The sequence below is a fragment of the Amycolatopsis methanolica 239 genome, assembly GCF_000739085.1.
GTDB lineage: Bacteria > Actinomycetota > Actinomycetes > Mycobacteriales > Pseudonocardiaceae > Amycolatopsis_E > Amycolatopsis_E methanolica.
Genome location: NZ_CP009110.1, coordinates 5,559,275 through 5,584,508, shown reverse-complemented (window position 1 = coordinate 5,584,508; position 25,234 = coordinate 5,559,275). Strand labels below are relative to the sequence as shown.

Sequence of the window (25,234 nt, the reverse complement as noted above, 5' to 3'; positions counted from 1 at the left end):
CCCAACCGTGCCCTCTCCAGGAGGGGATGTCCGGATCGGATCCGATGTGCGATCGTGGGCGCGTGACCGCAGAGCAGCGCGTCGCCGCGGATCGTGCCGTCGAGCACAGCAACGTGCTCGACGAACTGCTGCGCGAGCGCGAAGGTCTGCTCGGGACCCTCGACCGGGTGATAGCCCTGCAGGGCACGGCGCACCTCATCCGGGAGTCACTGGGCGTGCACGCCGCGTTCGTGGGTGAGCTGGAGCGACCCGGCACGGCCGTCATCCGGTGGATGGCCGGGAACCGCACCGACGCGATCCAGAACCTCGTGGTGCCCACCGGCCAGGGCGTCGGCGGCCGGGTACTAGCGTCCGGCAAACCGGTGAAGGTGTCGGACTACCTGCGGGCGCCGACCATCACGCACCAGTTCGACGCGCAGGTCGCGGGCGAGGGGCTCGCCGCGTTGCTGACCGTTCCGATCATCAGCCGGGTGCGTGGCAAACCGGAGACGCTGGCCATCGCCTACGCCGCGATGCGCGAGCCCGCCGACTTCGGCGACGACGCGGTGCGGCGGCTGGAGGGCATCGCCGACCAGGCCGCGTTCGCGCTCAAACTGGCCGGCGTCGCCGAGTCCGACCGTGCCGACGCGATCTCCGCCGAGCGGCGCCGGATGCAGAGCGCGCTGCACGATTCGGTCGGGGCCCTGCTGTTCTCGATCGGCGTGCAGGTGCGGAACCTGCACCAGGACGTGGCAGGCGACCCGGTGCTGGAGGGCCGGCTGTGCCGCCTGGAAGGCGACGTGTCGGCGGCGTCGCGGGCGCTGCGGGAGTCGTTGCTGTCGCTGTCGGAGTCCACGCCGGAACGGGCGCTGCCGGTCGAGCTGGCCGAGCACTGCCGCTCGTTCGAGGCGCGCTGCGGGCTGCCGGCCCGGTTCGTGCAGCTCGCGCCCGTGCGGCCACTGGACGCCGAGCGCACGTCGTTGCTGGTGTGCGCGGTGCGGGAGGGGCTGCTCAACGTCGAGAAGCACGCGCGTGCCTGCTCGGTCGTGGTGAGCCTCGGGCCGAGCGGGGGAGGCGTGCAGGTCGTGGTCGCCGACGACGGCAGCGGCGAGGACGCCGAGGACTCGCCCGGCACCGGGATGGGCCTGCGCTCGCTGGCGGAGCGGGCCGCGCGGCTGGGCGGGCGGGTGAGCCTGGTCCGCGACGAGGACGGCGGCTGCACACTGCGGGCCTGGGTGCCCGAAGTGCCATGACGGCGACGGTGCTGGTGGTCGACGACCATCCCGTGGTCCGCGACGGGGTCACCCTGCTGCTGCGGGCCGAGCCGTCGCTGAAGCTGATCGGCAGCGCGGAGTCCGGGCGGGTGGCGTTGCTGCGGGTCGGCGAGCTGCGGCCCGACCTGATCCTGCTCGACCTGCGGCTGCCGGACATGCTGGCGCCGGAGGTGATCGCCGGGCTCCGCCAGGTGCACCCCGCGGGGCGCATCGTGGTGTTCACCGCGCACGGCGACCACCAGGGGCTGCTGGCCGCGCTCGACGCGGGCGCCAACGGGTGCCTGTTGAAGGACGTGGCGGGCACCGACCTGGTGTCCGCGCTGCGGCGGGTGCTGCGCGGGGAGCGCGTGGTCGACCCGCGGATCCTGCCGGACCACTCGTCGCGCTCGGACGCGCTGGCGCGCAGCGGCCTGACCCGGCGGGAGTACGAGGTCCTGCGGCTGGCCGCGCAGGGCCAGACGAACCCGGAGATCGCGGAGACGACCGGGCTGACGCGGAACACGGTGAAGACGTACCTGCAGTCCGCGCTGCACAAGCTCGGGGCGCGCAACCGCGTGGAGGCGATCGGGAAGGCGTCCGAGGCCGGGCTGCTGTGAGCAGGCGCCGCGCGGGGTGGCGGCGGTCAGGCGGCGGTAGAACTTGACGAAGTTCGTCGCCTCGGTGAACCCGGCCCGCCGCGTGTTTGCCCCTGCGCGCGCCGTGTTTGCCATCCCGGGCGCCGAGTTGGCTGTGGGGGGCGCCGAGTTGCCCTTCCGGGACAGCTCACGGGCTGGACAGGCGGACGCAGCTTGAGGACCACCAGGTCATCGCGGCACGCGTAGACCGGCAGCGACCCGCCCGCGAACCGGCTCACCTCGCCGGGCACCCCCGAGCTGCCGGGCCACCGCCTCGACCCCGGCGGCGGGTTCCTGGGGCTCAGCCTCGAACTGCTCCCCGGTAGTCCCACCCAGCGGAGATGACCGTGGCGGCCACCGCCTTCCGGTGGCCGCCACGGGCACCGCTAGGGCAGGAGCAGGAACGCCAGGCCGTTCGGCGCGCCCAGCCCGGTCACGTTGTCGTACCCGGGCGTCGTGTGGATGGTCAGGCCCGGCCAGTCCAGCTCACGCGCCGAGGTGATCAGGCCGCCGCTCGCGTCCACCGAGTTGGCGTAGTCGACCCGCATCACCGCGCCGTCCACGTGGCGCACGTCCTTGATCGCCGGCGTGCCGCCCGCCCGGTAGATGACCGGGTTGACGAACCCGTGGTGGAACCCGGACAGGCTGTCCGACACCGCCATGATCCCGGCCAGCAGCGGCGACGACAGGCTGGTGCCGCCGATCCGGTACTGGTCGTAGTACACGCCGTCGGGGAAGGTCTGCGTCTGCCCGACCAGGAAACCGGTGTTCGGGTCGCCCACCGCGGAGATGTCGGGCACCACGCGGCCCTTCGCCTTGCCGTGCTGGTTCTGCGCCGCGAGCGCGTCCGGCACGACACCCCGCTGGTAGAACGGCTCGTCGAACAGCACGCTGGTGCCGCCGCCGGAACCGGACGTGTACGCGGCGGGGCCGTACGTCCCGCCGGTCAGCGTGCTCTTGCCGGTCTCCCAGCCGGTTTCGAACAGCGTCCGGCCGTCGTTGCCGACCGCGAGGCTCGTCCCGCCGACCGCGGTCACCCACGCGTCCGACGCCGGGAAGTCCGCCGACGGGCCGCCCAGCCGGGCGGCCTCGTCACCGTTGTCGCCGGAGGAGAAGTAGACGCCGATGCCCTCCATCGCCGCCTGCTGCGCGATCTGCGTCCACACCCGCACCTCGGCGGCCGGAATGTCCTCGCCCGCGTCGCCGTAGGAGTTGGAGATGATGTCCGCCTCGTGCCCGGCGACGATCCAGTTCAGGGCCTCGTCGAGCGAGGCGTCCTGGCAGTCGGACCCGCCGACGTACAGGACCTTCGCGCCGGGCGCCATCGCGTGCACGGCCTCGACGTCCAGCGTCTGCTCGCCGTACCAGCCTGCCGCGTCGCACTGGTCCGGCGGCTCCTGGTCGACGTTGGCGGGGAACACCTTCTCCGCGAACTGGGACCGCCGCAGCGGGTGCGCCGGATCGTTCCGCCTGGCGTACTCGGCGGCGTCGGTGTACAGCGTGGGGGAGGCGAAGGCGTCCACAATGGCCACCGTGGTGCCGCTGCCGTCGGAGCGGACCTTGTCCAGCCCGTAGGCCGACCGCAGCTGCGCGGGCGTGTAGCCACACGGCGCGTACGGCCGCTGCTGCCCGCGGTACGCCGGGTCGGTGGTGTCGATCTTCTCGCGGTAGTACGCGCTGCACGGCGGGGCGTTGCGGAAACCGTCCGACGGCGGCACGTCCGCGGGCGATCCGTCCGTGGTGTCCGGCTTCATCAGCGCGCCGGCTTGGTCGACGCCGATCACGCCGAGCACGTCCCCGGCCAGCGCGGCCGGCACCGACAGTTCGCGATCCGCGGCCCGCAGCACCTGCCCGTCGACGCGGTAGCGCGCCAGGTCCACGCCGAACGCCTGCTCGACCTGGCCGGTGGTGCCGGTCGCCTCGACGTAGGCCCGGTTGGCGGGGACCTCGCCGATGCTGAACCCGCTGCCGGACAACCAGTTCCGCACCGCGCCGAGCGTCGCGTCGGTCGCGGCGAACCGGTCGCGCACCTGGTCCGGCGTCAGGTACCGGCGGAACGACGAACTGGACGGGTCGGACACGGCGCGGGCGGTGGCGTCCGCGCCGGCCTGGTCGCGCATGGTCAGGTACACCCGGAAGCTGAGCTTCGCGGACGGGGCGGAATCGGCGACCTTGGCCTGCGGGGTCGCCCACAGCGGGTGGGACAGCGGGATCACCGCGCGCCCCTGCGCGGCGGCGCCCGGAACGAGCACACCACCGGCCAGCGCCAGCGCCGCGACAACAGTCAATGCTCTTCGCATTGCGCAGACACTAGAACCGCGCCCGGGAAAAGCCAGCGCGTCCGCGAATTCGTTACCAGGTTACCGAAGGAAGTAGGGAATCCGGCAAACGGAATTCAGGGTGCCATCGGGCCCTTTTCGGTTACCACGGCGGTGATCAGCTCCGCCGGAGTCACGTCGAACGCCGGGTTGAAAACGTTCGTCCCGGGCGGTGCGACCGGAATGCCGGAAATGGTGGCGATTTCCTCCGGCGCCCGTTCTTCGATGACGATGGATTCACCCGATGTCAAGTCCGGGTCCACTGTGGACGACGGCGCCACGACGACGAACGGCAGCTCGTGCCGCGCGGCGGCGATCGCCAGGCCGTAGGTGCCGATCTTGTTCGCCACATCGCCGTTGACCGCGATCCGGTCCGCGCCCACCACGACGCAGTCGACCATCCCGCGCGCCATCGCGGCGGCCGCCGCGGCGTCCGGCAGGACCTGGTAGGGCACGCCCGCCTCGGCGAGTTCCCACGCCGTCAGCCGTGCGCCCTGCAGCAGCGGGCGGGTTTCGTCGGCGAGCACGTACTCCAGGTGCCCGGCGGCCTGCAGGTGCCACACCACGCCGAGTGCGGTGCCCCAGCCGACCGTCGCCAGCCGTCCGGCGTTGCAGTGCGTGAGCAGGCGCAACGGGCGGCGCGGGCACTTCTCCAGGATGAGCTCGGCGGCGCGGGCGGAGGCCTCGTGGTTGAGCCGCTCGTCCTCGTCGAGCAGGGCGAGCGCCTCGGCGAGGACGGCGTCGGCACCGTCGCCGAGCCGGGCCAGCGCGCGGGACACGCCCCAGCTCAGGTTGACCGCGGTGGGCCGGGCAGCGGCCAGCCGCTCCGCGTCCCCGCGCACGGCCGCCGGGTCGTCGTGGGCGAAGGCCGCCAGCGCCGTGCCCAGCGCCCCGGCTCCGCCGAGGGCGGGCGCGCCGCGCACGGCCAGCCTCCGGATGGCGTCGATCAGCTCATCTACCGTGGTCAGCCGCAGCGTCCGGTACTCGCCCGGCAGGGCTACCTGGTCGATGATCTCGACCGCACCGTTCACCCAGTCGATGGTCCTGCGCACGTCTTCCATTGAACGCCATCGGGAGCCAAGCTGGGGGAGCCGCCACGAGGGAGGTGCATCCGATGACCGGTCGCACGAAGTACCTGCTCGACGAATCGGATCTGCCCACGACCTGGTACAACGTGATCCCCGACCTGCCGGAGCCGCCGCCACCGCCGCTGCACCCCGGCACGCGGGAGCCGGTCGGGCCGGACGACCTCGCGCCGCTGTTCCCGCAGGCGATCATCGCCCAGGAGGTCACTCAAGATCGCTTTGTCGACATCCCCGGCGAGGTGCTGGACGTCTACCGGCTGTGGCGGCCCTCGCCGTTGTACCGGGCGCGGCGCCTGGAGAAGGCGCTCGGCACGCCGGCCCGCATCTACTACAAGTACGAAGGCGTCAGCCCGGTCGGCTCGCACAAACCGAACACCGCCGTGCCGCAGGCGTTCTACAACGCGGCGGAGGACATCCGGCGGCTGACCACCGAGACCGGCGCCGGGCAGTGGGGCAGCGCGCTGGCGTTCGCGTCCGCGACCTTCGGGCTGGAGTGCGAGGTCTGGCAGGTGCGGGCCTCCTACGACCAGAAGCCCTACCGCAAGATCATGATGGAGACCTTCGGCGCCACGGTGCACCCGAGCCCGTCGAAGGAGACCGCGGCCGGGCGCGCCGTGCTGGAGTCCGACCCGGACTCGACCGGCAGCCTGGGCATCGCGATCAGCGAGGCCGTCGAGCAGGCGGCCGCCGACCCGGACACCCGGTACGCGCTGGGCAGCGTGCTCAACCACGTCCTGCTGCACCAGACCGTGATCGGCGAGGAGGCGCTGCTGCAGTTCGCGCAGGCCGGGGACACGCCGGACGTGATCGTCGGCTGCACCGGCGGCGGGTCCAACTTCGGCGGGCTGGCGTTCCCGTTCCTGCGGGAGAAGCTGGCCGGGCGGATTGACCCGGTGATCCGCGCGGTCGAGCCGGCCGCGTGCCCGTCGCTGACCCGCGGCCGCTACGCCTACGACTTCGGCGACACCGCCGGGCTGACGCCGCTGCTGAAGATGCACACGCTGGGCCACGACTTCATCCCGGATCCGATCCACGCCGGCGGCCTGCGCTACCACGGGATGTCGCCGCTGCTGTCGCACATCTACGAGCTGGGCCTGATCGAGGCGCTCGCGGTCGGGCAGCAGGAGTGCTTCGCCGCCGGGGTGCGGTTCGCCCGCGCCGAGGGCATCATCCCGGCGCCGGAGCCGACGCACGCGCTCGCGGCGTGCATCCAGGAAGCGTTGCGCTGCAAGGAGACCGGGGAGGAGAAGGTGATCCTGACCGCGTTGTGCGGGCACGCGCACCTCGACCTGCCCGCCTACGCCGCGTTCCTGTCCGGGCGGATGACCGACAACGAGCTGCCCGAGTCCGCGCTCGCCGACTCGCTGGCAGGGCTGCCGTGACCTCCGCCGAGCACGCGTCGCTGACCTACACGTCGTACCTGGCGCTAGACGACCTGCTGGCCGCGCAGCACCCGCGATCGGAGGAACACGACGAGCTGCTGTTCATCGTCATCCACCAGGTGTACGAGCTGTGGTTCAAGCAGATGCTGCACGAGCTGGCGCACCTGCAGGCCAGGCTCGAAGCCGGCGACACCGCGCACGCGATCCGCACCCTGCGGCGGGTGCTGACGATCCTCAAGGTCGTGGTCGCGCAGATCGACGTGCTGGAGACGATGACGCCGAGCCAGTTCACCAGCTTCCGCACCCGGCTGGACGCGGCGAGCGGGTTCCAGTCGGCGCAGTTCCGGGAGCTGGAGGCGGTGCTGGGCCGTCGCGACCAGGGGATGGTCGCGCACTACCCCGAGGACAGCCCGGCGCGGGAGCGGATCGCGGCGGCGATGGCGCGCCCGTCGCTGTACGACTCGTTCCTGACGTTCCTGTCGGTGCACGGCTACGACGTCAACGGCGACCGCCGGAAGCTGCTGCTGGGGGTCTACACGGACGACGGCGGCCCGGCGACGGTGGCCGAGCACCTGGTCGACCTGGACGAGGGCGTGCAGGAGTGGCGGTACCGGCACGTGAAGATGGTGGAACGCACGATCGGCGACAAGGCGGGCACGGGCGGCTCGTCGGGCGCGAAGTACCTGCGGGGGACGCTCTTCCAGCCGCTGTTCCCGGACCTGTGGGCGGTGCGCGCCGACCTTTAGCGGTCAGGCGTCGCGCAGGCGGGCCAGCAGCGGGTCCAGTGCCGCGGGGTCCTCGACGTGCGCGTTGTGCCCCAGCCCGGGCAGGATCACCGCGCCGTCCGGCAGGTGCTCGGGACGGCACATCGGATCGTGCTCACCCGCCGCGAGAACCACCGGCGCCCGCGCGGCGGCCAGCAGCCCGTCCATGCGTGGCCTGGTCGGCGGCCCGCGCCAGCTCCTCGTCGCTCCAGCGCACCTTCATGCCGAGTCCGCAAGCCCCGCTCACCCGCACCCCGAACCAACCGCTCGCCAGGGTGAGGGCCACCACCCCGCCGAGGGAGTGCCCGAGCACCGCGACCGTGGTCCCGGCGGGCACGACCTCGGCCACCGCGGCGGCCAGCGCCCCGAACGAATACCGGGGGAGCGGTTCCGACCGGCCGTGGCCGGGCAGGTCGGCACGATCCAGCGGCCCGGCCACCGCTCGACCAGCCCGTTCCACACCGCCCCCGTCGCGCCGCGGCCGTGCAGGGCGAGCAGGGTTGGTCCGTCCCGACCACCGGTGCGCACGTGCATCGTCTGATCGTCCCATGGCTTTTCGCCCGAAGAACGCTAAGTTTCTCCTCAGGAGCCGACGGGAACGACCTTCCCGGGAGCTCCACCCACAACCGGTACCCCTCCGCGGCGCCACGAACGTCGCCGGACGGGTCGCAGATGAGGAGTCACCACCGTGACGGATGGAGTGTTCGGCCGCGAAAGCGGTCACGAACAGGTCGTGTTCTGCCAGGACCAGGCGACCGGCCTGAAGGCGATCATCGCCGTCTACTCGACCGCGCTCGGCCCCGCCCTCGGCGGCACGCGCTTCTACCCCTACAGCCGCGACAGCGACGCGCTCGACGATGTCCTCGCGCTGTCCAAGGGCATGGCCTACAAGAACGCCCTCGCCGGGCTCGACCTCGGCGGTGGCAAGGCCGTCATCATCGGCGACCCGGCGACCACCAAGACCGAGGCGCTGCTGCGGGCCTACGGCCGGTTCGTCCAGTCGCTCGGCGGGCGGTACTACACCGCCTGCGACGTGGGCACCTACGTCGCCGACATGGACGTCATCGCCCGCGAGACCCGCTTCGTGACCGGCCGCTCCCGCGACGACGGCGGCGCGGGCGATTCCTCGGTGCTGACCGCGTTCGGCGTGTTCCAAGGCATGTGCGCCGCCGCCGAGTTCCGGTGGGGCAGCCCCGACCTGGCCGGGCGGCACGTCGGCGTCTCCGGCGTCGGCAAGGTGGGGCACCTCCTCGTCGGGCACCTCGTCGAGGCCGGCGCCCGGGTGTCGGTCACCGACGTGTCGCAGGCGGCGGTCGAGCGCGTGAAGGCCGCCCACCCGGCGGTCGAGATCGTCGAGGACAACGCCACGCTGCTGCGGATGCCGCTGGACGTGTTCGCGCCGTGCGCGCTCGGTGGCGCGCTCAACGACACGACAGTGCCCGAGCTTGGCGCCGAGATCGTGTGCGGCGCCGCGAACAACCAGCTCGCCCACCCCGGCATCGAGAAGTCGCTGGAGGACCGGGGCGTGCTGTACGCGCCGGACTACCTCGTCAACGCGGGCGGGGTGATCCAGGTGAGCGACGAGCTGCACGGCTTCGACTTCGAGCGGGCCAAGCGCAAGGCGGCAGGCATCTTCGAGACGACGAAGGCGGTGTTCGAGCTGGCCAAGGCCGAGGGCGTGCCGCCTGCCACGGCCGCCGACCGGCTCGCGGAGCGCCGCATGTCGGAGGTCGGCAGGCTGCGGTCCATCCTTACCGTGTGACACCAGGGAAGAGCTTCGAAGCGGCGGGCGTGCGGGGTTGGCTGCACGCCCGCTGCCTCGACTGCGGCGGCGAGACCGGTCACCACCCGGACGAGCCGGTCGTGCTCGCCTCCGTCGTCAAGGTCCCGCTCGTCCTCGAACTGGCCCGCCAGGTCGCCGCGGGGCAGCTGGACCCGGCCGACCGCCTGCGGGTCACCGCGGCTGATCGGCTCAGCGGCACTGGCACCGCGGGCTGCGCCGACGACGTCGAGATGAGCCTGCGCGACGCGGCGTTCTCCGCGCTCTCGGTCAGCGACAACACCGCCGCCGACCTCCTCTTCGACCGCGTCGGCCTGGACAACGTGCGCTCGCTGCTGCGCGAGCTGGGCTGACGAACACCCGCGTCATCGGTTCACCGCGCGACGTCGTAGCCACGATGGCCGAGGACATCGGCGCCCGCGACGCCGCCGACTTCGCCCGCCGCTTCCCGGCCCTGCCCGCCGAGGAGGTCTTCGCCACCCGCGCGCTCGACCCGCTCCCGACCTCGGCGACCACCCCGCGCGACATGACCACTCTGCTCGCCGCGATCGCCGGCGACACCGCGGGCACCGCCGGAGGCGTGCCACTGGGTCCGGCAGCTCATGGGCCAGCAGGTCAACTGGCACCGCCTCACCGCCGCCTTCCCGCCCCAGGTGCGGGTGTGGGGCAAGACCGGCTCCCTGCTCGCGGTGCGCGACGAGCTCGGCGTCGCCGGGGGCGCCCGCTACGCCGTCGCGGTGTTCACGAAGGCCCGACGCTGGAATCGCGCCTGCCGGACGTCGACCACGCCATCGGCGAGGCCGCGAAGGCCGCGATCGAGGCGATCGTTCACGACCGCCCGAACACCACGCTCCACGGCCTCTGCACCGGTCCTGAACCGGCGCGAGCGTGGTCACCCCGTCGCGCGCCAGCACGTCCGCGACGACCTCCGCCAGCCGCGCGGCCTCCGGATGCGGGTTCACCGCGGGCCACGCGACCGACATCCGCCACGACAGCGACCCCGCCGCCAGCGGCCGCCACACCACGAGCGGCTCCTTGCGCGCCACCAGACCCTGGTCGAACGCCACGCCCTGCCCGGGCAACACGAGCCGCAGCACGAACTCCGGGTTCCGCGCGTGCCGCACGTGCGACGGGCGGAACCCCTGCTCCCAGCACGTGCGCAGCGTGGCGTCGTACAGGCCGGGCGCGGCGGCCCGCGGGAACAGCACCAGCCCGTGCCCGGCCAGGTCGCCCAGGGCCGGCTCGGACCGCGCCGCCAGCGGCGAGTCCCGCGGCAGGACGACCCCGAGCGGCGTCTGCACCGCCGGACCCAGCTCCAGCCCCGAGACGTCCACCGGTGCTGCAGCAGGCCGGCGTCCAGCTCGCGGTCGGCCAGCAGCCGCACCTGCTCGGTCGTCGTCAGCTCCTGCAGGTCCAGCCGCACGTCCGGGCTGGCGCGACCGAACTCGGCCAGCACCCGCCCGGCCAGTTCCGGCGGCACGCCGACCCGCAGCGCGTCGATCTCACCGCGGTGCGCCTTCCCGACCAGCGTGCGCATCCGCTCCCACCGGGCCAGCAGGTCACGCGATTCGGCGAGCAGGATCTGGCCGGCCTCGGTCAGTTCGACGCGACGGCTGTCGCGTTCGAACAGCCGCGCGCCGAGGTCGGTTTCGAGCCTGCGGATGCGCTGGCCCAGTGGCGGCTGGGCGATGCCGAGCCGGTCCGCGGCGCGTCCGAAGTGGAGTTCTTCGGCGACCACGACGAAGTAGCGCAACGCGCGCAGGCACGCTGTGACGATATCCGGGGGCGTATCACGGCAGGCCAGGACTGGTCTTGGACAGTCGTACCAGTTCCGTGCTGGGCTGGCGGAATGACTGATCGACTGAGCAGGCGCGGGGTGTTCGGGGCGGGCCTGGGGGCGGACCCGAAGACCCGGCTGTCGGTGGACACCGTACTCATCGACCACATTCTGGTGACCCACGGCCACTACGACCACCTGACCGATGTCCCTTACCTGGCGCGGAAAACCGGGGCGACCGTGTACGGGACGGAAACGCACCTGAACCTGATGGCCGCGCTCGGCGCCCCGGAGGACCAGCTGGCGGTCGCGAGCGGCGACGAGTTCCTCACCTTCGACGGCTCACTGCATTCGGCGGCCGGGGCGCGGGCCGCGGTGCCGTTCCCGGGACACGGCCGGGTCCCGGGCTCGGCAACCTACCAAAACCGAAATACATTCAGGACCTTGTGGGGGGTGGAACCCTCGCGTACCACGTGACCTCCGCCCCGGGGCCGCAGCGTGATCGACTTCGGCGGATCGAACTACGTCGAATCGGAACTGGCGGGGCTGCGCCCGGATGTGGTGCTGCTGCCCGCCGGTGGCGGCAAGATCGCCGACTACGTGGGCCGCCTGCTGCGCGTGCTCGGGCAACCGCCCTACGTGATCCCCACGCACTGGGACGACATCGACCACCCGCTGACCGAACCGGCCCGCGACTGGGGCGGCCTGGACGCGCTGCGGTCCGCGGTCGCGGCGACGTCCCCGGCCGCGCGGTTCGTCGTGCTCGGCCACCTGCGGACCTTCACGCTCTGACCCGGGTCGGCGTGGGTGCCCGGACGAGCACCCACGCCGACCGGTCAGCCGCTCTTGCGGCGGAAGGTGCGCTTGCTGGCCGCGGGGCCGTGTCCGTGGACGTGGCCGCCCTTGCCGCCCCCGTTGTCGTGCTTGCCGGACGACTGGGCGTTCGCCTGCTTGCGTTCGAGGGCTTCGCGGAACCTGCGCTTGACGTCGTCTTCCGATTCGCCTGGTGAACTGTTCTCGGACATACGACCTCCTGGGTGTCACGCGCTTGCCCGTCCAGCCTTCCAGGCCCGGTCCACCTTGGCGAGCCGTTTCCGTCACGATTCACGGCGGTGTTGACTGGCGCGCCAACACGAGGGAGCTACTGTTACGCCATGGCGAAGTCTGCTCCCGTGCCCGGTCGTCCGCGCTCCCGTGACGCGGCGGGGTTGCCCGCGGTCACCCCGGATCGCATCATCGACGCGGCGCTCGAGCTGACCGCCAGGCATGGGGTGGAGTCGTGGACGCTGCGCCAGCTCGCCGGCGCGGTCGACGCCTACCCGGCGGTGATCTACCACCACGTCGGCGACCGGGACACGGTCGTGACCGCGGTCGTCGACCGCGTCATAGCCATGTACGAGCTGCCGCCAGCCGAGATGGAGTGGCGGTCCTGGTGGCGCCAGTTCCTCACCAACCTGCGGCTGGTGTTCATGCGCTACCCCGGGGTGGCGCGCCGGGTCGCGCTCAACGGCCCCTCGGTCGAGGCCGGCGGGCCCACTGTGGACCGTGCGATGAGGACGCTCCTGCGCGCCGGGTTCGAGCAGGACGAGGCCGCCATGGTGTGCCGTCTGCTGGTCAGCCAGGCCTGCCTGTTCATCTCGCTGGAGGACGACCAGCGCAAGGCCAGCGAGGTGAAGGCCCAGATCTCCGGCGGGTGGGGCGAGCCGCCGGTGGACCCGGACCTCTCCGGCCTGGCCACCCTCAGCGAATCGGTCCACGAGCGCCTCGCCGACCCGGAGAAGAACCGCGACTACTTCGCCGAGCTGTTCGACTACGCGGTGGACCGTGTGCTGGACGGCGTTCAGGTGCGGCTCGACGAGATCAACCGCGGCTCCTGACCGACGCGAAACGGGGCCGCACCGGATCGGTGCGGCCCCGTTTTCCCGCCCTCGTCAGGGGCAGACGATCTTCGGCTGCGGGTTGTAGTGGACGGTGCGGGTCTCGCGCTTGACCTCGCGGCCGGTCTTCGCGTCCCGCAGCACCCGGGTGTCGCTGGTGGTGAAGCCCTGCGCCCCGTTGGAGGCGTGGCAGTTCTCCGCCGGGCCCGGCTTCTCCTGCGGCGGGACGAAGTTCGACTTCGGCCCCGGGATCGACTCGACGGTGTACCGCTTGGTGCCCCACAGCTTCACCGTGATCGACGACGGCGTCCAGATCGTCTGGATCGCCACGCCGGTGTCGGAGTCGTTGGTGAACTTCAGGTCGATCACGCTGCTGCCGCTGGCGCTCTGGAACACCGTCGCCTCCCGCGCGGCGGGGTAGCGGCTGATGTAGTAGCTGTGCTCCTTGTGCCCGGCGTCCTTCAGCCCGGCGAAGTAGGCCGCGTTGTACAGCGTGGTGGCGAACTGCGAGATGCCGCCGCCGACCTCGCGGGCCGGGGCGCCGTTCTCGATCACGCCGGCCTCGACGTAGCCCTGTGCCTTGCCGCGCGGCCCGGTGAACCCGTTGAGGCTGAAGGTCTCGCCCGGCTTGACGATCGCGCCGTTCACCTTCTGCGCGACGGTCCGGATGTTCACTCCGGAGTCGGGGGCGAACCCGCCGGTGGTGAACTCGCCGATGACCTCGGTGATGCCGAGCTGGTTGGCCTGCTCGGTGGTCACCTTCGCCGGGGTGGTGTGGTACTTCGCGACCAGCTCGTGCGCGCCCGGCGCCTTGAGCACGTCGAACAGCGGCTGCAGGGTCGGGTTCCAGTCGACGCCCTTGCCGTCCACCGACGGCTGCACGGTGGGACGGCCGCCCTCGAACACGATCTGGGCGTCCTTGCCCTCCTTCTCGGAGGACTTGAGCTGCGGGCCGGCCGCCTCGACGATCTTGTTGTGGTCGACCTTCGGGACCAGGATGCCGCCGTCGCCCGGCTCGAACGACAACGCGGCGGCCACGGCCGCAGGGGCGAGCGTCGCGGTGGCGCCCTCGCCACGGATGACCAGCGGCGCGGACACGGCGGGCTTGGCGAACCCGTCCAGCGTGGCCTGCACGGCCTCGGCAGAGACCTGGACCGGCGTGGTCGTCACCGGCAGGGACAGCGTCTGGCCGGTCGCCCAGTGGCGCAGCACCTCGTTCTTGGCGGCCTCGGCGTCGAGCTGCTGGCCGGGCTGCGGCGGCACCGCGACCGGCTGGGCCTCCTCGAACCGGATCGTGCCCTCGACGGGGAGGCGGTCCGTGCGGGCGCGCAGTTCCTCGATGGCCGCGGCGAGCTTGCCCTCGTCCGCGTGGGTGACCACGCCGACCTCGCGGTCGCTGAAGAACGACGCGATGCGGGTGAACGGGTTGAGCGGCTGGTCGCCGGCCTGGTCCAAAGTGGACGGCCAGTCGAGCGTGAGGCCCGCGGTGGACGGGTCGATCGCCGCGGTGGCGTCACCGGCGCGCACCGGGATCGTCTGCGTCAGCCGCGGCTCGATCTCCTCCCGCAGCTTGTCCTCGGCCGCGGTGCGCTTGAGACCGCCGACCTCGACCCCAGCGACAGTGACGCCGCGGGGCACGTTGCCCTGGCTCACCAGCAGGTCGACGGCGTAGAGCGCGGCCAGCACGCCGAGCACCGACCCGGCGATGATCGCGGCGCGCTTGGCGGACCTCTTCTGCCGCGGCGGCTCCTGCGTCACCTTCGGCAGCACGTCGGTGACCGGGGCCATGACCTCGGTCCGCTCGTCGTCGGACGTGGGCCACGCGGGTTCCTGCGTCAAGGCTCACCCCTCCTGATCCGGACAACCCGGATGAAGGTTACGGGCGGGGGGATCGGCGCCCTGCTCCGGGTGGCCCAGCGTGATACACCGGTGACCATGCAGCTCCTCGTCATGTCCGACACCCACGTGCCGAAACGGGCGCATGATCTGCCGGAACAGCTGTGGCGCGAGGCCGGGCGTGCCGACGTGGTGGTGCACGCGGGCGACTGGGTGGAGGTCGCGCTGCTGGACGAGCTGGAGGAGCGCAGCAGGCGGCTGATCGGCGTGTACGGCAACAACGACGGCCCGGAGCTGCGCGCGAGGCTGCCCGAGGTGGCCAGGGTGGACTTGGACGGTCTGCGGCTGGCGGTGGTGCACGAAACGGGCCCGGCGAAGGGCCGGGAGGCGCGGTGCGCGCGGGACTACCCGGATGCGGACGTGCTGGTGTTCGGGCACAGCCACATCCCGTGGGACACGGTGGCGCCCAACGGCCTGCGCCTGCTCAACCCCGGTTCGCCGACGGACCGGCGCCGCCAGCCGGACCACACGTACCTGACGGCGCGGGTGCGCGCGGGGCGGTTGGAGCAGGTGAAGCTGCACGCGCTGCCGCCTCGCTGATCCGGGCACTGCTGCTGGCCCCGGCCCTGCTGGCAGTCGCGTCGCCGGCCGTCGGCGGGCGGGCAGTGTCCGCGCCCGCTTCGCGGGGGCGCCGCGGGCCGTGCGGCCGCATCCGGCATGCCGCGGTGCTGGACCTTGCGGTCGCGCCGAAGCGGCTGGGCGGGTCGTCGTCAGTCGCGGTTCGTGGCCGAGTCTGCCCCGCCTGCAGGTTCGTGGCTGGCCGAGCGCGCCTCCGGCACCTTCACTTCCGCCGGCTGCGCCAGCAGCCGCACGATCGAGGTGAACGATTCCACCCCGATGGCCGGATCCACGGAGCGCAGCAGGCCCAGCCCCAGGGTGATGCTGAACAACCCGTACGCCGCCTGCCGGGCGTCCATCGGCAGCCGCACGCCCAGGCGCCGCGCGTTGGTGTTCAGCAGGCCGGTCACCAGGTCGGCAATCTCGGCGTTGCTCTTGGCCAGCCGCCCGAGGAGTTCCGGGTCGCGGCGGCAGTTGAGCAGGTACTCCGCTTCCAGCCGGATCCACTCCTGGTCGCCGCCGGTGCCCGCGGCCCACACCGCGAAGGCCGCCAGGAGCTCGTCGAGGCTGTCGGTGCCTGCCAGTGTCGCGTCCACCGATGCCGCCTTCTCCGCGCGCACCCCTTCCAGGACGGCCAGGCACAGCTCGTCCTTGTTGCGGAAGTTGGAGTAGACGGCGCCCTTCGAGAAGCCCGCCTCCTCGGCCACCCGCTCCAGCGAGGTCCCGGTGTAGCCCTCGCGCAGGAACAGCTCCGTTGCCGTGTCCAGCAGGCGGCGGCGCGTGTGCGCCTGACTTTCAGCGCGCGTCAGTCGAGCCATGCGATCACTGTAAGGCTCGACTTGAACTGTGTTTAAGCCAGGTCGGGGTTTCGGTTTTGGCTATCCCCCGTCCGGGTGGTTCAGGACGGCAACGTGCGGAACGCCAGCCCCGCGTTCTTCAGCCGGGTCAGCAGCGCGTCGCCCATCGCGGCGGCCGGGGAGAGCTGCCCGGCGCGGGACGGCAGGTCGTCGTGCGCCAGGCAGAGCGCGGACTCGGCGAGCATCTTTGCCGTCTCGTCGTAGCCGGGGTCGCCGCCGGAGACCTCGGTGACCACCCGCTTGCCGCCGCCGTCGGCGACGAACCGGACCTTGAACCAGGACTTCGCGCGGCGCTGCTCGCTCGGGCCCTCGCCGGGCTTGCGCAGGTTGCCCAGCGCCTTGCGCACCGGCGGCAGCTGCACGAGCGCGACCGCCGCGCCCAGCCCGGCGAGCCCGCCCGCCAGCACCGGCAGGTGCTTGACCGCGGCGTAGTGGCTGTAGGTGAAGTCGGGCCCGTACTCGGGCAGCTCCCGCGCCGAGCCGACGACGATCTGCGGGTCGATGGTCGGCAGCGGCACCAGCCAGTGGCCGGTCTCGCCATCGCGCCGCGGGGTGCCGGTCACCGCGCGCACGCGGCGGCCCTCGGGCCGGTGCTGCACCTTCCGGCGTTCCCGTGCGGCCTGGGCCATCGGCAGCAGCCGGGACGCCGCGCCGAGCGCGGAGGCGTAGGTGCCGCCGGAGAACGTCGCGCCGACGCGCACCTGGCCGCGCACCCGGATGGGCACGTCGTCCGGCAGCTGCTTGACCGTGTAGTAGACGCCGAGGTCGTGCGGGATCGAGTCGAAGCCGCACGCATGGACGATGCGCGCCCCCGTTTCGGCGGCGCGGGCGTGGTGGCGGACGTACATCAGGTCGGTGAACTCGGGCTCCCCGCACAGGTCCACGTAGTCGGTGCCGGCCTCGGCGCAAGCCGCCACCAGCGGCTCGCCGTACTGCACGTACGGGCCGACCGTGGTGATCACGACCTTCGCGGACCCGGCAACCGCTTTCAGCGACGCCGGGTCGGTGACGTCGGCGTAGAGGAGCGGCAGCTGGGCGAACTTCGGCCCGAGGCCGTCGCGTACGCCTTCGAGCTTGGCGCGGCTGCGGCCGGCGAGCGCCCACCGGCAGTCGTCGGGGGCGTGCCGGGCCAGGTACTCCGCGGTGAGCCGGCCGGTGAAGCCGGTCGCGCCGAACAGGACCACGTCGTAAGCCATGCGCGCCACCCTAACGGCTGCCTAGGCTCGATGGATGATCAATGGCGCTCACGTGATCCTGTACAGCCACGACGCGGAGGCCGACCGCGCCTTCCTGCGTGACGTACTCGGGCAGCCGCACGTCGACGCGGGCGGCGGCTGGCTCATCGTCAAACTGCCCCCCGCCGAGATCGCGGTCCACCCGACGGACGCCGCGCAGGCGCACGAGCTGTACTTCCTGTGCGACGACGTGGAAGGGACGGTTCGGGAGCTGACCGCGCGGGGCGTCGAGTTCACCGCGCCGGTCAGCGACGCGGGCTGGGGCCTGCTCACCCGGCTGCGCCTGCCCGGCGGCGGGGAGGTCGGCCTGTACGAGGCCCGGCACCAGCGCGCCGCCGATCTCTGAAATCCGCTGGACGGTCCCGTCACGATGAACCCGTGTGGACGATCAACCCGGTCCCGGTGACGGACCCCGCCGCGCAAGCGATCCTGCGCGCCTACCTCGACGACGTCGCCAGCCGCTACTACGGCCGCCCGGCTACGGTGGCCGAACTGGACACCGCGATGGCCGACGACCCGAGCGACGACCTCGTGCCGCCGACGGGCCTGTTCCTGCTCGCGCGGTCGCACGATGGGGTGACCGGCTGCGTGGGCATCCGCGTGCTCGACGTCACGACCGCCGAGCTGACCCGGATGTTCGTCCTTCCCGGAGCACGCGGCCGGGGAGGTGGTGACCAACTGCTCCGCGCGGCCGAAACCGCAGCTCAGGCACTGGGTCGCGAGCGGATGAGGCTGGACACGCGGCACGATCTGGTGGAGGCTCGTGGGCTCTACGCCAAACACGGCTACCGCGAGATCGAAGCCCCTGAACAACGCTTGTACGCCGATCACTGGTTCGAGAAGCGGCTGGCGCTCGGCCGGCAGGTGTAGTGGCCGAAAAACCGGGGTAGTCCTGCGCGCAACTGAGATGGTCGCGGAGGTGAGGTCGAGATGGCGGACACGTCACGGCTGCCGGTGCCTGTTGCCGAAACGTGGGAGTGGCAGAGGCACGGCAACTGCCGGAACTTGGACAGCTCGGTGTTCTTCCACCCGGACGGCGAACGGGGTTTCGCGCGGGCGGACCGCGTGGCTCGGGCGAAGCAGATCTGCATGTCCTGCCCGGTGATCGTCGAATGTCGGCACCACGCGCTCACCGCCGAAGAGCCCTTCGGCGTCTGGGGTGGGCTCGACGAGACCGAGCGGCGCGCGATGATCTCGCGGCGCAAGCAGCTGCTGGCCGTCGCTGAGAAGGAGCAGGAGTGCGTTTCGGTTACACCCTGATGACCGAACAGGCTGGGCCGAGGGAGCTGGTCCGGCACGCGGCGGCCGCCGAGCAGGCGGGGTTCGCGTTCGAGGTGTGCAGTGACCACTATTCGCCCTGGCTCGACGAACAAGCGCATGCCCCGTACGCGTGGAGCGTGCTGGGTGCGATCACCCAGGTGACCGAACGCGTCGAGCTGCTGAGCTTCGTGACCTGTCCGCTCATGCGGTACCACCCGGCGGTGGTGGCGCAGAAGGCGGCGACCATCTCCCTGCTGTCGGGCGACCGGTTCACGCTCGGGCTCGGGGCTGGGGAAAACCTGAACGAGCACGTCGTCGGCCGCGGGTGGCCGCCGGTGAACGTGCGGCACGAGATGCTGAGCGAGGCTCTCGCGATCATCGGCGACCTGTTCGACGGCGGGTACGTCAACTATTCGGGTCAGCACTACCGCGTCGACTCGGCGAAGCTGTGGGACCTGCCGGAGCGGCGCACGCCGATGGGTGTGGCCGTATCCGGCAAGCAGTCGGTGCGGCGCTTCGCCCCGGTGGCCGACGCGCTGATCGCCACCGAGCCGAAGCCGGAGCTGCTGCACACCTGGGACGAGGAGCGCGCCCAGCTGGGGCAGGACTCCTCCCGCAAGTACGCGCAGCTGCCGGTGTGCTGGGACGCCGACCCGGAGGCGGCCAAGCAGCGGGCGCACGAGCAGTTCCGCTGGTTCGGCGGCGGATGGAAGGTCAACGCCGAGCTGCCCGGCACGTCCGGGTTCGCCGGCGCGACCCAGTTCATCACGCCCGGCGAGGTCGCACAGGCCATCCCGTGCGGCCCGGACGCCGAGCCGATCGTGAAGAGCGCCCAGGCCTTCGCCGACGCGGGTTTCACGGATCTGGCGCTTCTCCAGATCGGCGGCGACCACCAGGACGGGTTCTTCGAGTTCGCCTCGCGCGAACTCCTGCCCGCCCTGAACGAGGCCTACGGCTAGTCGAGCAGGTCGCCGTCGCGAGTGATCATGGCGCGCAGCTTGCCGAGGGCGCGGTGCTGCGTGACGCGGACGTTGCCTGCCGAGATGCCCAGCGCCTCGGCCGTCTCGTTCGCCGACAGGCCGACGGCGATCCGCAGCGTCAGGATCTCCTGCTGCAGTTGCGGGAGGGTGGCCAGCAGCTTGGTCATCCGGTCGCCGAGGTCGACGTCGAGCGCGTGTTTCTCCGGCTCGTTGTCGGCCAGCGGGCGTTCCGGCAGCTCGGCGACCGGGTCCGACCGGTCCCGCGAGACCAGGCGGTAGGCGTCGGCGACCTTGTTGGACGCGATGGCGTGCACCAGGTAGAGAAACGATCCGCCCCGGTCCTGGTACTGCGGCAGCGCGTGCAGGACGGCCAGGCAGACCTCCTGCGCGACGTCGTCCGCCGACAGGTAGGACAGATCGCGTCCGCCCAGCCGCGCCCGGCAGTACCGGACGGCGACCGGGGTGATCATCTGGATCAAGCGGTCCACGGCTCCGCGTTCGCCGGTGGCGGCTTCGCGGACGACCGGGTCGAGTTCTTCCTTCGTGAGCCGCTGTGATGCCCGAGGAAAGGCCTGGGGTGTCAGCCCCGGCGCCTCGGGCTCGGCTCTTCCGGCAGTGACAGGCGGGACACTCGTTCGCATGGTCGGCTCCCCAACGACAACAACGATGACCCGTCGACCGGTCGCCGTCGGGGGCCCGCGTTTCTTGTTACTGTCGGTGAACGGGTACTCCCTCTAGGTCCCTGCCGACCCGTTCCCGATGAACTGTGCGTAATCGTATGTGGTGGTCGCCCGGCAGTCCAGATTTCAACTAGACATACCCCATTCGCAGCAAGAGCCCGCTCGATCGAGTTCTCCAGGTGTGTGAACCGAGCACCCGCGAACAATCCAGCGCAAAGTGACACACTTCTTGGCTGTGTGACAACACGCAGGTCATGGGCGTGCGAAGACCCACCAACGCAGTACCGCGAACCGGACGATGCCGCCAAGGCCGCTCGCCGCCGCGAGTGCGATCGCCTGGAGGGCGGCCGACGGGTTCGCGGTGAACAGGTGTAGCGAAAGCAGTACGAGCGAGCCGTAGCCCGCGTAGAAGGCGAATGTCCCCGCGGACTGCAGGTGCAATCGAACGGGTGACGCGGAATGGTCGGCGAACGTCACGCGGCGCTGGAACTCGGTGTTGGCGAGCGTGGTGAGCGCGATGGCGAGCACGTTCGCGGTCAGCGCGCCCAGCAGCGGGCGGGCGCCGAGGAAGAGGAGTTCCTGCAGACCGGTCGTCAGCACTCCGGCGACGACGTACCAGGCGACCGGGTGGTGTTCGGCCGGACGGTGTGCGGCGGGAGCCCGCCGCGTCACCGGCCCGCTGATCCACGTTGCGGTCATACCCAAAAACTTACCTACGCTCAGCAATTGTTTGTACTGTACAACCACGTGAGCTTGATCTCGGGTTTGCCCGTTCCGCCACTCGGGTATCGCCACCGCTAGGACAGCAGGTGAGGAGGATCGATGAGTGAGGCTCATGGCCATCCCGCGCCGGACGCGGTGGAGAGCGATCCGGCCGCGTTGAACAGCGCGGAGGACCTCGACGAGGACCGGTTGCGCGTCGACCCGCTCGAGGAGGGCGTCGAGCCGCCGGAGCGGTACATGGCCTCCGACCGGTTCGGCACGACCCCGAACGAGGAGCGCGAGGGTGAGAGCCTCGACGGGCGGCTGGCGCAGGAGCGCCCGGACGTCCAGTCGGAGGGTGTGCCCGCCGACGAGACCGAAACCCGCGACGGCCTCGACGTCGCCGACGTGGGGCAGAACCTCGGCGACGCGGTCGACCAGAAGGCGGACAACCCGCCCGGCTCGGTGCCGGACGCCATCCGCACGCCGCCGGACGAAGACCTGGTGTGAAATCGGTCACACCGACGCTGACCTGGTGAAACCGAGGGTGAGCGGCGATGACGGCCGGTGCAGGACAGCGCTCACGCTGGGGTGGCCCTACGGTCGGAGGTACGAGTGCACGTGACGCGAAGGGACTGACACGATGCTCGCTTTGACCGATGCCGCCGCCGAGGCCATCAGCGCCCTGACGGCACAGGAGGGCCAGACCGACAGTGGTGGCCTGCGCTTCGCCGTGCAGGCCCAGCAGGACAGCGGTGCGCAGCTGGCGCTGTCCGTGGCGCCGGCTCCGGAGGACGGGGACCAGGTCGTGGGCGCGGACGGGGGCGCGAAGGTGTTCCTGGAGCCGCAGGCCGCGATCTTCCTCGACGACAAGGTGCTGGACGTCCAGCAGGACGAGCAGGGGCAGCTGAACTTCGCCGTCCTGCCGCAGCCGGACGCGCAGCAGCCGGGCCTGTAGGACAAGGGACTTCCGCTGAGGGAGGGCGCCCCGTGCGGCGCCCTCCCTCAGCGCGTTCCCGGGCCGAACCACCTCGTGCAGGCCGTCGCCGTCCGTGAACAACTGGGCCCGCCTGCCGGGCCGGCGTAGGCAGGCCTCGTGCGAACCGTCCGGCGGGTTCACCGGGGCTGCCCACGAGCGCGCGGGCTGCGCCGGCGCGCAGTTCCGCCAAGCACGCTTCGCCGCCCCGGGGCAGACCCCATTCCACGGTGCTGACCATCGGGTTCGCGCGCCCGGTCCGGAAGTCGTGGCCGATCGCGAGGTGCACGGCGGCCACGACCGTGGCCGCCGTCCAGGTGTGCGTCCCGCTCGAGCGAGGCGCCGGTGCGCTCGGCGACGGCCGCGGCGATCTCGGCTCCGCGACCGCGCCCGCCGGGCCCCCGCTCAGCTGATCGCCGAGCCTTCTTCCGTGTCGCGCGAGTGTCAGAAGTGGTGCGGCAGCTCCCGGAACGAGCGCAGCGTCAGCACCCGCTCGTCGGCCTCGTCCAGCTCGTCGTGTTCCAGCACCCAGGTGTGCGCGTTCGGGATGAACACCGCGTTCATCCCGGCCGCGCGCGCGGGGCGGATATCCGACTTCGGCGAGTTGCCGATCATCCAGGTCGACTCCGGCGCGAGCATCCGCGCCGACGCCAGGCCGCGGTACACCTCGACGTGCTTCTCCGGCACGATGTGCACCTCGCGGAAGTGGTGGGCCACCCCGGAGGCGTCGATCTTGCGCTGCTGCTCCTCGCGGTCGCCCTTGGTCAGCAGCATCAGCTCGTGCCGCGAGCCCAGCTCGCCGAGCGTCTCGGCGACACCGGGGATCAGCTCGACCTCGTGGTTGATCAGCGCCGACGCCAGCTCCTCGATGCGGGCGCGCTCTGCCCCGGTCGCGGGACGTTCGCGCAGCTTCTCGAAGCACTCGCCCAGGCTGTGCAGGAACGCCTTGGTCCCATAGCCGTGCGACACCGCGTTCGCCCGCTCGATGTCGTCCAGGATCTCCCGCACCGCGGCGCGCTCCAGCGTGGGATGCGCGATCCAGTCGAGGTAGTCGTCGATGACCCGCTCGAAGATCACGTTGTTCTCCCACAACGTGTCGTCGGCGTCGAGGATCAGGACCTGTCCACTCAGTCGCACGCTGCGCACACTAGGAGCGGTCGCCGTCCGGGCGCACCTCATTAACGGCGCCCTCGCCCGCGAGGACCGCGGCGACGTTGCGCGCCGCGAGCAGGGCCATCTCGGTCCGGGTCTCGACCGTGGCGGAGCCGAGGTGCGGTGTCACCACCACGTTGTCCATCTCCAGCAGCCGCGGCTCGACCTCCGGCTCCTTTTCGAACACGTCCAGCCCGGCGCCGGCGATCTCCCGGCGCAGCAGCCCGTCGGCCAGCGCGGCCTCGTCCACGACCGGTCCGCGCGTGGTGTTGATCAGGAACGCGCTGTGCTTCATCACGCCCAGCGCCTCGGCGTCGATCAGGTGCCGCGTCTCCGGCGTCAACGGGCAGTGCAGCGACACCACGTCGGCGGTCCGGAGCAGCTCCAGGAAGGACAGGTGCTCCGCGTGCAGCGCCGACTCCACCTCCGGCTTCGCGCGGGACCGTCCGCTGTAGACGATCCGCATGCCGAACGCGCGGGCCCGGTGGGCCATCGCCTGCCCGATCTGGCCGAGCCCGACGATGCCGAGCGTCTTGCCCTGCAGACCGGAGCCGAGCATGAACCCGAGGTGGAACGACCAGGGCGTGCGGGACCGCAGCAGCCGCTCGCCCTCGCCGATGCGCCGCGTCACCGCGAGCAACAGCCCGAACGCGAGGTCCGCGGTGGCGTCGGTGAGCACCCCCGGTGTGTTGGTGACGGTCACGCCCCGCTCGGCCAGCGCGGGCACGTCGATGTTGTCGTAGCCGACCGCGACGTTCGCCACGACCTTCAGCTGCGGCCCGGCCGCGTCGGCCACCGCGCCGTCGACGCGGTCGTGCAGCATGCACACCACCGCGTCCGCGCCGCGCACCGCTTCGCGCAGCTCGTCGGGGCTGAGCGGCCGGTCCTCGCCGGACACCCAGACCTCGCCCGCCTCGCGGAGCACCACCATCGCTGCTTCCGGAACCCGCCGCGTCACCACGATTCGCATGGGCTCAGCTTTCCAGGACCGGCGGCCGCGCGCGCTATTCGGGGTCCATGCCGCCGGGGCCGCCCTCGCCCTCCGGTTCGGCCTCGTCGGTGCCGACCTCGGGGTCCTGGTCGCGGTAGGTGGGCTCGGTGTGCTCGCCGCCGATGTCGGTGTCCTGCTGCTCGCTCTCGGCCGTCACCGGATCGATTTCGGGTCCGCTCATGCGTCCACCCTTCCTTGCGTGGCTCCGGTCGGCCAGCTATGTTCATATGTAGAACTTGTGTGCGGAATGCGAACGGAAGCAGCTCAATGGCCGAGATATCGTCGCTCCGTGACGCCGTCGCCCAGCTGGTGCACGACGGGGACACGGTCGCCCTCGAAGGATTCACCCACCTGATCCCGCACGCGGCGGGGCAGGAGATCATCCGCCAGCGGCGCAGGGACCTCACGCTGGTCCGGATGACGCCGGACATCGTCTACGACCAGCTCATCGGCGCCGGGTGCGCGAAGAAGCTGATCTTCTCCTGGGGTGGCAACCCGGGCGTCGGGTCGCTGCACCGGTTCCGCGACGCCGTGCAGAACTCCTGGCCGGCGCCGCTGGAGATCGAGGAACACAGCCACGCCGGCATGGCGAACCGGTACGTCGCCGGCGCCTCCGGGCTGCCGTTCGCGGTGCTGCGCGGCTACCGGGGCACGGACCTGCCGAAGCACACGGACACGATCAAGACGATCACCTGCCCGTTCACCGGCGAGGAACTGGCCGCGGTGCCCGCGATCAACCCGGACGTGTCGATCATCCACGCGCAGCGCGCCGACCGGGCGGGCAACGTGCAGATGTGGGGCCTGGTCGGCGTGCAGAAGGAGGCCGTGCTGGCCGCCAAGCGCAGCCTGGTCACGGTCGAGGAGATCGTCGACGAGCTGACCCCGGTGCCCGGCCAGGTCATCCTGCCGACCTGGGCCGTCACGGCGGTCGCCGAGGTCCCGAACGGTGCGCATCCGTCCTACGCGGCCGGGTACTCGGAACGCGACAACGAGTATTACGCGTATTGGGATTCCATTGGGCGGGAGAGGGACTCGTTCCAGCGCTGGCTGGACGAGAAGGTGTTCGGCGTGGAGGTGGCCCAGTGACGACGGTCGAA

30 protein-coding genes and 3 pseudogenes are annotated in these 25,234 nt (G+C 71.7%); 19 read left to right on the top strand and 14 right to left on the bottom strand.

Features of this window, described 5'->3' with window-relative positions:
- The first annotated feature begins 44 nt into the window (after positions 1-44).
- Both AMETH_RS27205 and AMETH_RS27200 read left to right on the top strand, forming a co-directional pair.
- On the top strand, positions 45-1,232 hold the full coding sequence (locus AMETH_RS27205; protein WP_410468242.1) for a GAF domain-containing sensor histidine kinase: 1,188 nt from the start codon (positions 45-47) through the stop codon (positions 1,230-1,232).
- Positions 1,229-1,849 carry a response regulator gene (locus tag AMETH_RS27200; RefSeq protein WP_017984357.1) on the top strand — a complete coding sequence of 207 codons (621 nt, stop codon included), beginning with the start codon at positions 1,229-1,231 and terminating at the stop codon, positions 1,847-1,849. Before AMETH_RS27205 ends, AMETH_RS27200 begins: the two co-directional genes overlap by 4 nt.
- A gap of 404 nt (positions 1,850-2,253) precedes the next feature.
- Here the strand turns inward: AMETH_RS27200 and AMETH_RS27195 are convergent, their stop codons facing one another.
- Positions 2,254-4,167: a S53 family peptidase gene (locus AMETH_RS27195; protein ID WP_026153419.1), complete on the bottom strand. Its 1,914-nt coding sequence runs from the start codon at positions 4,165-4,167 to the stop codon at positions 2,254-2,256.
- Positions 4,168-4,262: 95 nt separating this feature from the next.
- Entirely contained in the window at positions 4,263-5,246 is a 984-nt protein-coding gene (gene mtnA, locus AMETH_RS27190) for an S-methyl-5-thioribose-1-phosphate isomerase (RefSeq protein WP_017984355.1), read from the bottom strand.
- A 53-nt stretch (positions 5,247-5,299) separates the two neighbouring features.
- Between mtnA and AMETH_RS27185 the strand changes: the two genes are divergently transcribed.
- Together AMETH_RS27185 and AMETH_RS27180 are read left to right on the top strand one after the other, a co-directional pair.
- Positions 5,300-6,652: a TrpB-like pyridoxal phosphate-dependent enzyme gene (locus AMETH_RS27185; RefSeq protein WP_017984354.1), complete on the top strand. Its 1,353-nt coding sequence runs from the start codon at positions 5,300-5,302 to the stop codon at positions 6,650-6,652.
- Positions 6,649-7,398 (top strand): tryptophan 2,3-dioxygenase, encoded by a 750-nt coding sequence (locus AMETH_RS27180; RefSeq protein ID WP_017984353.1) that lies wholly within the window; start codon positions 6,649-6,651, stop codon positions 7,396-7,398. The genes AMETH_RS27185 and AMETH_RS27180 overlap by 4 nt, the downstream gene beginning before the upstream one ends.
- 3 nt (positions 7,399-7,401) lie before the next feature.
- Here the strand turns inward: AMETH_RS27180 and AMETH_RS27175 are convergent.
- Positions 7,402-7,950: pseudogene (locus AMETH_RS27175) on the bottom strand (alpha/beta fold hydrolase).
- 154 nt (positions 7,951-8,104) lie between these two features.
- Here AMETH_RS27175 and AMETH_RS27170 point away from each other — a divergent pair.
- Both AMETH_RS27170 and AMETH_RS40900 read left to right on the top strand, forming a co-directional pair.
- The gene (locus AMETH_RS27170; RefSeq protein ID WP_026153415.1) at positions 8,105-9,178 is read left to right on the top strand and encodes a Glu/Leu/Phe/Val family dehydrogenase; all 1,074 of its coding nucleotides are present in this window, start codon (positions 8,105-8,107) and stop codon (positions 9,176-9,178) included.
- Positions 9,175-9,549 carry a serine hydrolase gene (locus AMETH_RS40900; RefSeq protein ID WP_223842944.1) on the top strand — a complete coding sequence of 125 codons (375 nt, stop codon included), beginning with the start codon at positions 9,175-9,177 and terminating at the stop codon, positions 9,547-9,549. The genes AMETH_RS27170 and AMETH_RS40900 overlap by 4 nt, the downstream gene beginning before the upstream one ends.
- 20 nt (positions 9,550-9,569) lie before the next feature.
- Here AMETH_RS40900 and AMETH_RS40895 read toward each other — a convergent pair whose 3' ends face one another.
- On the bottom strand, positions 9,570-9,800 hold the full coding sequence (locus AMETH_RS40895; protein ID WP_223843298.1) for a hypothetical protein: 231 nt from the start codon (positions 9,798-9,800) through the stop codon (positions 9,570-9,572).
- On the opposite strand from AMETH_RS40895, the pseudogene AMETH_RS41725 reads away from it, so the two are divergent.
- Positions 9,799-9,882 (top strand): annotated as a pseudogene (locus AMETH_RS41725) (serine hydrolase); the annotation flags it as partial. The gene AMETH_RS40895 and the pseudogene AMETH_RS41725 sit on opposite strands and share 2 nt — an antisense overlap.
- A 294-nt stretch (positions 9,883-10,176) precedes the next feature.
- Here AMETH_RS41725 and AMETH_RS37370 read toward each other — a convergent pair.
- Positions 10,177-10,934 (bottom strand): annotated as a pseudogene (locus AMETH_RS37370) (LysR substrate-binding domain-containing protein); the annotation flags it as partial.
- Between the two features lie 111 nt (positions 10,935-11,045).
- Here AMETH_RS37370 and AMETH_RS40885 point away from each other — a divergent pair.
- Both AMETH_RS40885 and AMETH_RS40880 read left to right on the top strand, forming a co-directional pair.
- The gene (locus tag AMETH_RS40885; protein WP_223843261.1) at positions 11,046-11,450 is read left to right on the top strand and encodes an MBL fold metallo-hydrolase; all 405 of its coding nucleotides are present in this window, start codon (positions 11,046-11,048) and stop codon (positions 11,448-11,450) included.
- Between the two features lie 21 nt (positions 11,451-11,471).
- Positions 11,472-11,765 (top strand): MBL fold metallo-hydrolase, encoded by a 294-nt coding sequence (locus AMETH_RS40880; RefSeq protein WP_026153414.1) that lies wholly within the window; start codon positions 11,472-11,474, stop codon positions 11,763-11,765.
- A gap of 44 nt (positions 11,766-11,809) precedes the next feature.
- Here AMETH_RS40880 and AMETH_RS27150 read toward each other — a convergent pair whose 3' ends face one another.
- Positions 11,810-11,998 carry a DUF5302 domain-containing protein gene (locus AMETH_RS27150; protein ID WP_017984350.1) on the bottom strand — a complete coding sequence of 63 codons (189 nt, stop codon included), beginning with the start codon at positions 11,996-11,998 and terminating at the stop codon, positions 11,810-11,812.
- Between the two features lie 129 nt (positions 11,999-12,127).
- On the opposite strand from AMETH_RS27150, the gene AMETH_RS27145 reads away from it, so the two are divergent.
- Positions 12,128-12,850 carry a TetR/AcrR family transcriptional regulator gene (locus AMETH_RS27145; protein ID WP_026153413.1) on the top strand — a complete coding sequence of 241 codons (723 nt, stop codon included), beginning with the start codon at positions 12,128-12,130 and terminating at the stop codon, positions 12,848-12,850.
- A 54-nt stretch (positions 12,851-12,904) separates the two neighbouring features.
- On the opposite strand, the gene AMETH_RS27140 is transcribed toward AMETH_RS27145, so the two are convergent.
- Positions 12,905-14,689 (bottom strand): VanW family protein, encoded by a 1,785-nt coding sequence (locus AMETH_RS27140; protein ID WP_017984348.1) that lies wholly within the window; start codon positions 14,687-14,689, stop codon positions 12,905-12,907.
- Between the two features lie 96 nt (positions 14,690-14,785).
- Between AMETH_RS27140 and AMETH_RS27135 the strand changes: the two genes are divergently transcribed.
- The gene (locus tag AMETH_RS27135; RefSeq protein WP_020486730.1) at positions 14,786-15,286 is read left to right on the top strand and encodes a metallophosphoesterase family protein; all 501 of its coding nucleotides are present in this window, start codon (positions 14,786-14,788) and stop codon (positions 15,284-15,286) included.
- 170 nt (positions 15,287-15,456) lie between these two features.
- Here the strand turns inward: AMETH_RS27135 and AMETH_RS27130 are convergent, their stop codons facing one another.
- The gene (locus AMETH_RS27130; protein WP_017984346.1) at positions 15,457-16,122 is read right to left on the bottom strand and encodes a TetR/AcrR family transcriptional regulator; all 666 of its coding nucleotides are present in this window, start codon (positions 16,120-16,122) and stop codon (positions 15,457-15,459) included.
- Between the two features lie 80 nt (positions 16,123-16,202).
- Positions 16,203-17,357 (bottom strand): saccharopine dehydrogenase family protein, encoded by a 1,155-nt coding sequence (locus AMETH_RS27125; RefSeq protein ID WP_017984345.1) that lies wholly within the window; start codon positions 17,355-17,357, stop codon positions 16,203-16,205.
- 34 nt (positions 17,358-17,391) lie between these two features.
- On the opposite strand from AMETH_RS27125, the gene AMETH_RS27120 reads away from it, so the two are divergent.
- From AMETH_RS27120 to AMETH_RS27105, 4 genes are read left to right on the top strand one after another with little or no spacing between them, the layout of a single operon-like run.
- Entirely contained in the window at positions 17,392-17,742 is a 351-nt protein-coding gene (locus tag AMETH_RS27120; protein ID WP_026153411.1) for a VOC family protein, read from the top strand.
- 32 nt (positions 17,743-17,774) lie between these two features.
- Positions 17,775-18,266 carry a GNAT family N-acetyltransferase gene (locus AMETH_RS27115; protein ID WP_017984343.1) on the top strand — a complete coding sequence of 164 codons (492 nt, stop codon included), beginning with the start codon at positions 17,775-17,777 and terminating at the stop codon, positions 18,264-18,266.
- Positions 18,267-18,326: 60 nt separating this feature from the next.
- Positions 18,327-18,656 (top strand): WhiB family transcriptional regulator, encoded by a 330-nt coding sequence (locus AMETH_RS27110; RefSeq protein WP_017984342.1) that lies wholly within the window; start codon positions 18,327-18,329, stop codon positions 18,654-18,656.
- Positions 18,635-19,615, top strand: coding sequence for a TIGR03557 family F420-dependent LLM class oxidoreductase (locus AMETH_RS27105; RefSeq protein ID WP_026153410.1), 981 nt, complete (start codon positions 18,635-18,637; stop codon positions 19,613-19,615). The genes AMETH_RS27110 and AMETH_RS27105 overlap by 22 nt, the downstream gene beginning before the upstream one ends.
- Here the strand turns inward: AMETH_RS27105 and shbA are convergent.
- Together shbA and AMETH_RS27095 are read right to left on the bottom strand one after the other, a co-directional pair.
- Positions 19,612-20,277: an RNA polymerase sigma factor ShbA gene (shbA, locus tag AMETH_RS27100; RefSeq protein WP_026153409.1), complete on the bottom strand. Its 666-nt coding sequence runs from the start codon at positions 20,275-20,277 to the stop codon at positions 19,612-19,614. The genes AMETH_RS27105 and shbA overlap by 4 nt on opposite strands.
- 291 nt (positions 20,278-20,568) lie before the next feature.
- Positions 20,569-21,015, bottom strand: coding sequence for a GtrA family protein (locus AMETH_RS27095; RefSeq protein ID WP_017984339.1), 447 nt, complete (start codon positions 21,013-21,015; stop codon positions 20,569-20,571).
- 123 nt (positions 21,016-21,138) lie between these two features.
- Here AMETH_RS27095 and AMETH_RS27090 point away from each other — a divergent pair, with 123 nt between their 5' ends.
- The 3 genes from AMETH_RS27090 to AMETH_RS27080 all read left to right on the top strand — a co-directional run bounded on the left by AMETH_RS27090 (position 21,139) and on the right by AMETH_RS27080 (position 22,407).
- Entirely contained in the window at positions 21,139-21,528 is a 390-nt protein-coding gene (locus AMETH_RS27090) for a hypothetical protein (RefSeq protein WP_026153408.1), read from the top strand.
- Between the two features lie 133 nt (positions 21,529-21,661).
- Positions 21,662-21,976 (top strand): HesB/IscA family protein, encoded by a 315-nt coding sequence (locus AMETH_RS27085; protein WP_017984337.1) that lies wholly within the window; start codon positions 21,662-21,664, stop codon positions 21,974-21,976.
- Positions 21,977-22,224: 248 nt separating this feature from the next.
- The gene (locus tag AMETH_RS27080; protein ID WP_017984336.1) at positions 22,225-22,407 is read left to right on the top strand and encodes a hypothetical protein; all 183 of its coding nucleotides are present in this window, start codon (positions 22,225-22,227) and stop codon (positions 22,405-22,407) included.
- A 31-nt stretch (positions 22,408-22,438) separates the two neighbouring features.
- Here AMETH_RS27080 and AMETH_RS27075 read toward each other — a convergent pair whose 3' ends face one another.
- Genes AMETH_RS27075 through AMETH_RS38835 form a run of 3 tightly spaced genes read right to left on the bottom strand, consistent with a single transcriptional unit; the run spans position 22,439 to position 24,318 of the window.
- On the bottom strand, positions 22,439-23,131 hold the full coding sequence (locus AMETH_RS27075) for an HAD family hydrolase (RefSeq protein ID WP_209436810.1): 693 nt from the start codon (positions 23,129-23,131) through the stop codon (positions 22,439-22,441).
- A gap of 10 nt (positions 23,132-23,141) precedes the next feature.
- Complete coding sequence (locus AMETH_RS27070; protein WP_038532412.1) at positions 23,142-24,116, bottom strand: 2-hydroxyacid dehydrogenase; 975 nt, start codon at positions 24,114-24,116, stop codon at positions 23,142-23,144.
- A 34-nt stretch (positions 24,117-24,150) separates the two neighbouring features.
- The gene (locus tag AMETH_RS38835; RefSeq protein ID WP_017984333.1) at positions 24,151-24,318 is read right to left on the bottom strand and encodes a hypothetical protein; all 168 of its coding nucleotides are present in this window, start codon (positions 24,316-24,318) and stop codon (positions 24,151-24,153) included.
- Positions 24,319-24,404: 86 nt separating this feature from the next.
- On the opposite strand from AMETH_RS38835, the gene AMETH_RS27065 reads away from it, so the two are divergent.
- Positions 24,405-25,223, top strand: coding sequence for a CoA transferase subunit A (locus AMETH_RS27065; protein ID WP_017984332.1), 819 nt, complete (start codon positions 24,405-24,407; stop codon positions 25,221-25,223).
- Positions 25,224-25,234 lie beyond the last annotated feature (11 nt).